9 protein-coding genes are annotated in these 6840 nt (G+C 36.8%); 4 read left to right on the top strand and 5 right to left on the bottom strand.

Features of this window, described 5'->3' with window-relative positions; genetic code table 11:
• Nucleotides 1-85 precede the first annotated feature (85 nt).
• The 4 genes from ACHUFV_RS20155 to ACHUFV_RS20170 form a co-directional block, all read right to left on the bottom strand.
• Nucleotides 86-268: a hypothetical protein gene (locus ACHUFV_RS20155; protein WP_394237257.1), complete on the bottom strand. Its 183-nt coding sequence runs from the start codon at nucleotides 266-268 to the stop codon at nucleotides 86-88.
• A 263-nt stretch (nucleotides 269-531) separates the two neighbouring features.
• The gene (locus ACHUFV_RS20160) at nucleotides 532-804 is read right to left on the bottom strand and encodes a hypothetical protein (RefSeq protein WP_394237259.1); all 273 of its coding nucleotides are present in this window, start codon (nucleotides 802-804) and stop codon (nucleotides 532-534) included.
• Between the two features lie 213 nt (nucleotides 805-1017).
• On the bottom strand, nucleotides 1018-1602 hold the full coding sequence (locus ACHUFV_RS20165) for a helix-turn-helix domain-containing protein (RefSeq protein ID WP_394237261.1): 585 nt from the start codon (nucleotides 1600-1602) through the stop codon (nucleotides 1018-1020).
• Between the two features lie 147 nt (nucleotides 1603-1749).
• The gene (locus ACHUFV_RS20170; protein WP_394237263.1) at nucleotides 1750-2382 is read right to left on the bottom strand and encodes a LysE family translocator; all 633 of its coding nucleotides are present in this window, start codon (nucleotides 2380-2382) and stop codon (nucleotides 1750-1752) included.
• A gap of 240 nt (nucleotides 2383-2622) precedes the next feature.
• Here ACHUFV_RS20170 and ACHUFV_RS20175 point away from each other — a divergent pair, with 240 nt between their 5' ends.
• Nucleotides 2623-2847: a helix-turn-helix transcriptional regulator gene (locus tag ACHUFV_RS20175; protein WP_394237265.1), complete on the top strand. Its 225-nt coding sequence runs from the start codon at nucleotides 2623-2625 to the stop codon at nucleotides 2845-2847.
• Nucleotides 2828-3259: a hypothetical protein gene (locus tag ACHUFV_RS20180; RefSeq protein ID WP_394237267.1), complete on the top strand. Its 432-nt coding sequence runs from the start codon at nucleotides 2828-2830 to the stop codon at nucleotides 3257-3259. The genes ACHUFV_RS20175 and ACHUFV_RS20180 overlap by 20 nt, the downstream gene beginning before the upstream one ends.
• Nucleotides 3260-3338: 79 nt before the next feature.
• Here ACHUFV_RS20180 and ACHUFV_RS20185 read toward each other — a convergent pair whose 3' ends face one another.
• Complete coding sequence (locus tag ACHUFV_RS20185) at nucleotides 3339-4679, bottom strand: MFS transporter (RefSeq protein ID WP_394237269.1); 1341 nt, start codon at nucleotides 4677-4679, stop codon at nucleotides 3339-3341.
• Nucleotides 4680-5292: 613 nt separating this feature from the next.
• Here ACHUFV_RS20185 and ACHUFV_RS20190 point away from each other — a divergent pair.
• Nucleotides 5293-6186, top strand: coding sequence for a fumarylacetoacetate hydrolase family protein (locus ACHUFV_RS20190; RefSeq protein ID WP_394237271.1), 894 nt, complete (start codon nucleotides 5293-5295; stop codon nucleotides 6184-6186).
• Nucleotides 6187-6475: 289 nt separating this feature from the next.
• The gene (locus ACHUFV_RS20195; protein ID WP_394237273.1) at nucleotides 6476-6760 is read left to right on the top strand and encodes a hypothetical protein; all 285 of its coding nucleotides are present in this window, start codon (nucleotides 6476-6478) and stop codon (nucleotides 6758-6760) included.
• The last annotated feature ends 80 nt before the right edge of the window (nucleotides 6761-6840 follow it).

The raw sequence follows: 6840 nt of genomic DNA on the forward strand, positions 1-6840 counted from the left end.
GTGCCATGTACAATCATATGCGGAGCAGGGGGACGGTTCTGTTGCTTCCGTGGAAGCAACAGAACCGTCCCCCTGCATCTTTTTATTATCCCTTTATATAGAGAAAAATCATAATCACGATGATAAATCCGATGAATAGGAAAGGGCCTAAACCTGAGCTGTATATGAAGTGAACCTTGATATTTTGCATAGTGTTTACCAGAATGTAGATGAGTAGAAAGCCGCCAAGAAGTTGAATGAGCTGCAGGTTTTTGTTTTTTCTTCTCATTAACGATCCGCTCCTTTTGCAAGCTCTTATTACAGGTTCGGAGGTTCAGTCAGCCATAGCAGGGGACAAGGCTATTCGTTTTCTGTCCATTTATAGTCAGATTATGTTAACCGTGACTTGTATTATTCGGATTATTTTTAAGGCGGATGGTTGGGAAGCCTTCCTATAAAAAAGAAGGTTGAATATAAAAAGAAAGGAACTTGATATCTACCATACGTAGATAATCAAATCCCTATATTTGCCGTACTTTAGCCGTTAAAGGTTCATACACATTTAAAGATATTATGCTCCTTTAACACACTTTTTAATTTAAACATAATCGTGTTATATGTTTCGTATTTATAGGTATTTAAAAGAGCACCTTCTATTTTATAGGCTTTGAAAAAGAAATCAATTTGTTTTTTTACATATCGTATGATTTGTTCTTTATAAAACAACTTCTTTTGTGCAATTTTTTCACGAATGTCATCCATAAAAGAAAAAATGAAATGGAGAATGGAAGATTCTATTTTTCCGCAATACTCAGTCACTGTCATATTTCATACCTCCTCTTTTGTCAATAACTTTTATAAAAAAATTACATTAATCTACTATTCTAGCCTAAAATCAAATAAAGTCAAACTCCCCGATCAAAGGGTCAAAAGGGAATAGGCACCATAGAAAAATCCCTCACCTTTTAAATTTGTAAGGTAAGGGATATATTTTAATCAATTAAAGTTAAGTCATAACGCAAGCATTCTAACTAATTTTTAGACAAGCTGATAAAATAAGCCGCGTTGTGTATCAAACCATAACAGCTTGCCATGTTTGCGTTTAGGGATCCGTGTTTGCAAGCTCCATTCAGGATACTGTTTGATAATCTGAACTTGATCACCTGTAGCTAAGGCAATAAATGATATATAATGCTCTTTTGTCATCGGATGATCGCTAGAAATAAACCATTCATTATCAATCACTGTCATGGATAGCTTTTCCTCGTCTGTTGCTTTCTTCGCTTCGAGAGGCTCTAGCTTTCGCCCACAGCAGGAAATGGTACTATTTCCAGTTGCTAATACGATATTATTACATGATGGACAGACAAAATAATGTGACCTTTTCATATTTCCTCCCACAAATTCATTCGACGATAATTCACCATCTAATATATTTTCTATATTTACTCCCAAGAGGGTCGATAAGCTTGGTAATAGCGTGACATCTGGGCATCCATTCCCGCGCTCCCATTTTGAAATCGTTCGATCAGAAATGTTCATTTGATCCGCTAATTGTTTCTGTGTCAGTCCTTTTTCTTTTCGCAAATGATAAATTAACTCTCCAACTTTACGATTATCCATCCATTTTCCCTCCTGCTCTATTGATATCTTAGAGATTTATAAGGCTGTAAGCAACAAACGCTCCGTAGAGTTAAAGGTGAGTTCCACTCGTTCGGCTCCCATATGGTAAAAAAAAGACCCTTCAAATGGGGTCTAATAAAATTAAATCTAATGATGAGCCTTTTCAAGAGCAAGTTTTATACCAAAACCTATCAATACTGTACCTGTGATTCCTTCAATCATATGTTGTGTTTTAGGTTTTTTCATAAAAGCACTAATCTGATTGATTAAATAGATATAAAGTAAAAACCAAACAGCAGTCAGAGCCGTATACGTGATACCCATTAAAAGGAACGGAATAAAGGTATTGCTGTCAGCGTCCACGAATTGAGGCAGGAAGGTTAAGAAAAAGACAGCAACTTTTGGGTTTAGGAGATTGGTAAGGAATCCTTGTTTAAAACAAGATGTGTTCTTGAACGGGCCTTTTGGGTTCGTCTCAACGCTTGCAGCGCCTTCCTTTTTCCTCAAAGACCACAGGGTTTTCACACCTAGATAAATTAAGTAAACGGCACCAACGTATTTGAAGACAGAAAATAATAACGCTGATTTCACGATGATTGCTGAAAGTCCTAATACTGCAGCAGAAGTATGGATAAGCAGGGCACAACAAGTACCTAAAGCTGTTTTAAGCCCCCCTAATTTACCAATCGTGACGGTGTTTTTTGTAGCAATGGCCGTATCGGGACCAGGTAAAAGAATGAGAAAAATACACATGAGGACAAAAAGATAAAAGTTTTCCATTTTGAGATCACCTTTCGGTTAGGATAAGTTATGAAACTGTGATTCTTACCATGTATTATATATAAATCAGGTTATGAATTGAATATAAATTATATAAACATAGAGAAGAATCTGACGAATACAAGGGAATGACAAAACTGAAAAAGAGCCAAGGTGTCCGTCCCCCTGGCTTTAATGTAATATATAGATGGAGTAATGTAATATATATGTTACAATATATTCGGGGGAGGGATCTGTTCATTGGAAAATAGGGTGAAGATAGCGCGTGTTCAAGTAGGTTTAACTCAGCAGCAGTTGGCTGAGAAAATTGGGATCACGCGACAAACCATTAGCTTGATTGAAAAAGGAAAATATAATCCAACCTTAAAGCTGTGTCTGGATATTTGTTATGCAGTGAATAAAACATTAGATGAACTATTTTGGATAGAAAAGGAGAGTGATCACCATGAAAAAAATAAAGGATGAGCGGTTAATTTTACAAAATCTAAAAAATATCCGGATCGCATACATAATTCAAACCCTCGGTATTCTGGGGATATTGGGCTATGACTTCGTCACAAAAGGGTTTGACGGAATGAGAGAAAATCCATTATGGCTTGTATTCATTCTCACAACGGTTATTTCTACCTATCTATCAATGAGTATTAGTATCGACCATGAAGGAAATGAAAAATCCCCGAAAAAGGGTTTAACTATTTCACTGATTATTATCGTTATTGTTTCGATATTAATTGGATTTTTTGTATCCATTACGCATGGTTTTACGATAGCTAACGGGATAATGATGGGAGGGATTTTATTGATTTGCGGACTTGTGCCAGTCATTTATATTTACTATTTACGAACAAAGCGGCAGAATGAACATTTCGATGAATAAAAGGAAAGGGACAAAGGGCGCTTTGTTCCAGCATTACTACACTGGACCGCGGTGCCGTCCCTTTGTCCCCTTGCTCCTATTAATTAGCAGGTGTATCTAATTGGTGTTGAGTAGTTATGACCTTTTCGCCTTGTTGATTGGCTAAGAAAACAGCAAATGCGGCAATGACTCCTGGAATCGCAAATACTAGGAAGTTTACCTGTAAAGTTAATTGTGAAGCGAGTAAAATTCCGCCAATCGTTGGTCCAAGTATTCCTCCAATCCGTCCAACTGCTAAGGCCCATCCTAGTGCGGTTGAGCGCATAGTGATTGGGTAGAATTGAGACGTATAGGAATGTGTAAGGTTTTGCGTTCCAACGGTTGCTGCCCCTGCAATCGCTACCATAACATACAATAGAATCATATTTGTTGCAAAGCCAAGGCTTGTAATGGAAATCGCGGCAATGACAAAGAACAAAATTAATGCTTTACCAACACCCCAACGGTCGGCTAACCAGCCCATGAGAATCGCACCGATGGTTGCCCCAACATTTAACGCAAGAAGGAAGCTTAAGCTTGAGCCAAGAGGGAAGCCAGCTTCGGTCATGAATTTTGGCAGCCACGTATTCAATCCATAAATCATCAATAGTGACATAAAGTATGTTAACCATATCATCACAGTTAAAAGGCCTCTATTTTCAGTGAATAAATTTTTAACTGGAGATGAATCCTGCTTAGGTTTATTTAAAACAAAGGTTTCATTCTCTACTGGTTTATACGTTGCATTAACTTTTACTAGAATCTTTTGGATCCCTTTTTGATCATTTTTTGCCATTAATGTTCCTACTGAATCAGGTAATAATTTTACAAGGAACGGCAGGAACAATATTGGAAGGGCACCAAAGAAAAATACGGATTCCCAGCCAAAATTAGTGATGAGAATCATACTTAATAAAGCAGCGACAACACCGCCAATCGAATAGCCAGCCATAATTGTAGCAATCATTCGGCTACGCAATCCATCTGGAGAATATTCACTAATTAACCCAATTACATTCGGCATCATACCGCCTAATCCTAAACCAGTAATGAATCGGAACAGTCCAAAAAGTTCTGGGCTTGGAGCTAATCCTGCAAGCAGCATAAATAGACTAAAGATAAAAACACAAATCAAGATGATCTTTTTTCGGCCTAATTTATCTGCTAAAGTTCCAAATATTAAAGCTCCAAACATCATACCGAATAAGGCATAGCTTCCATACATCCCTGCTTGAACAGCTGAAATTCCCCATTCTTTCATTAACGTAGGTACCACTGCGCCATAGATCGTTAAATCAAACCCATCAAATAGCATTAATAGGGCGCCCCAGAAAAGCAGCATACCATGAAACCTATTGAATTTTGCCTTTTGAACCATTTGTTCCGCATTTGTTACTTGCATTGTCTTCCTCCTCCTTTGATGTTATTTCCTTAATAAGTGCCACTACAGATTGAAAAATATAATGACTTAATATATTAACCACTATAAATATAGTGTTAATTAAATAAAAAATGAGAAATACTATGTTGCCCCTGTTTACTTGATTGAATAGGTGAGAAGACTGTATTTCTTTTATTCTAGAGATCTTTATACAGTAATTGATCTGTGGCTTGGTATGCCTTTCAGTGGAGGGTAAAAATTTTGTGCGTGCATATTAATAGAGATTAGTTGCTGAATTTGGAATAAGTAATAGAATAATTTTATGTAAATTTAAAATAATCTGAATTAAATATAAATTTAATGCTTTTCTGATGTAATGTCTAATAAATATTTTCTTGAAGAAATAACCAAAATCCCAAAAAAAATGAGTGAATAGATTTCTTGACCCAGATAATTTTTAAAAAGACAGATTTAATCATATAGTAAAATAACGATTAAACTTTCCGATTAGCACGGAAATGGAGAAACATGATGAGTAGATAGCTGGCAAGTAATAAATACCTTTTTCTGTATATACTTTTTAAGAAAATTCTTATTATAATATAGAAGAAGATCAGAGCGAAGAGGTGAGAGGATGAAATTTGTAACAGTAAAGGATCAGGATTGTGAATTTATTGGATTAGTAGATGAGTCGGAGAAGCTTGTTTTGCCATTAAAAAAGCTGTGGGATCAGTTAGAAAAGGGTGCTTTTCCTATCACGATGCTAGAGGCAGTGGAGCTTGGAGATGAGTTTATCACGAAGGTACAACGGTTAGTAGGAAATGTAACAAGTGAGTCATACATACCGTTAGATTCTGTTACAACGCTGGCACCTTTGACAAAGCTACGAAAAAATATATTCTGTGTGGGAAAGAATTATGTTGAACATGCAATCGAAATGGGAAGTGAAAAGGATATCCCCAAGCATCCGATTATTTTTACAAAAGCCCCAACAACCGTCGTAGGATACGGTGCAGAGGTTCAGAATCATCAGGATGTAACAAGTGAGCTGGATTATGAAGGGGAGCTAGCAGTTATTATTGGGAAAAAAGGGAGTAAAATCAGCAGGGAAGAGGCATTGGATTACGTTTTTGGCTACACCATTCTAAATGACGTAACAGCAAGAGATTTACAAGCGCAGCATAAGCAATTTTTTATTGGTAAAAGTCTTGATACGACATGTCCAATGGGACCTTGGATTGTTCATGCCTCCGCAATCGAAAACCCTCATCATTTAGCACTGGAAACAAAAATTAATGGAGAAGTGAGGCAGTCTTCGAATACGAAGCATTTTATTTTTCCTATTGATGAAATCATCCATGTTCTATCAAAGGGCATGACCCTGGAGCCCGGGGATATTATTGCAACGGGAACGCCTGCAGGGGTGGGGAAAGGCTATAAGCCACCACGTTTTCTAAAGCCGGGTGACAAAATGGAAATCACCATTGAGAAAATCGGAACATTAGTTAATACTATTTCGGAAAAGTAACTTTTTTGATCGAAAGTGGGACAAAGAGAAAGGGGATTTTTCCCTTGACCTAGACAATAAGCCAGCATCCGTTTGCCGGCTTATTTTTTTTTTAGTTTTTTTGCTTGTTTCAATTATACTGAAGGATTAGAATATCCTCTTTGGTCATGCATTTTCAGATTAATATTTTTATATAAGTAAGGGAGAGATTTCTTATTTATTCTGTTGATGAATAAACTTAGAAAGAGTACCTGGTTCCTTTTGATTTTATAGTCTAACTCTATTTAACTATCAAAAAGGAGGTATATTTTTGAGAGTGCTGCGATTTATCCTAAGTGCAATCTTATTGCTAACGGGCCTTTTTCTCTTTTTTACTAAGTTGGAATTAGCGGGAGTTATTGTATTAGTCATTGCCTTTATTCTTTTCCCTGCCGGAAGGGGTAATGCTAAGAAAGGGTCTAGTGTAAAAAGAGGGAACGACAGCCATTATGGTCATACTGACGATGACGATGATTGGGAGGATAAAGATGACCACGACTATGGCCATGGCCATGATGACAATGGAGGTTCTGACTCAGGAGGGTCTGATGATTGAATAAATGGTGTCAGCGTACTATGTCAAGTAAGATTTTTAGATTTTTGTGCATAGGTAACACAACTTACGTAGTTTTTTTA

Origin of the sequence: Niallia oryzisoli (genome assembly GCF_043641075.1) — a bacterium.
Lineage (GTDB): Bacteria > Bacillota > Bacilli > Bacillales > Cytobacillaceae > Bacillus_BD > Bacillus_BD oryzisoli_A.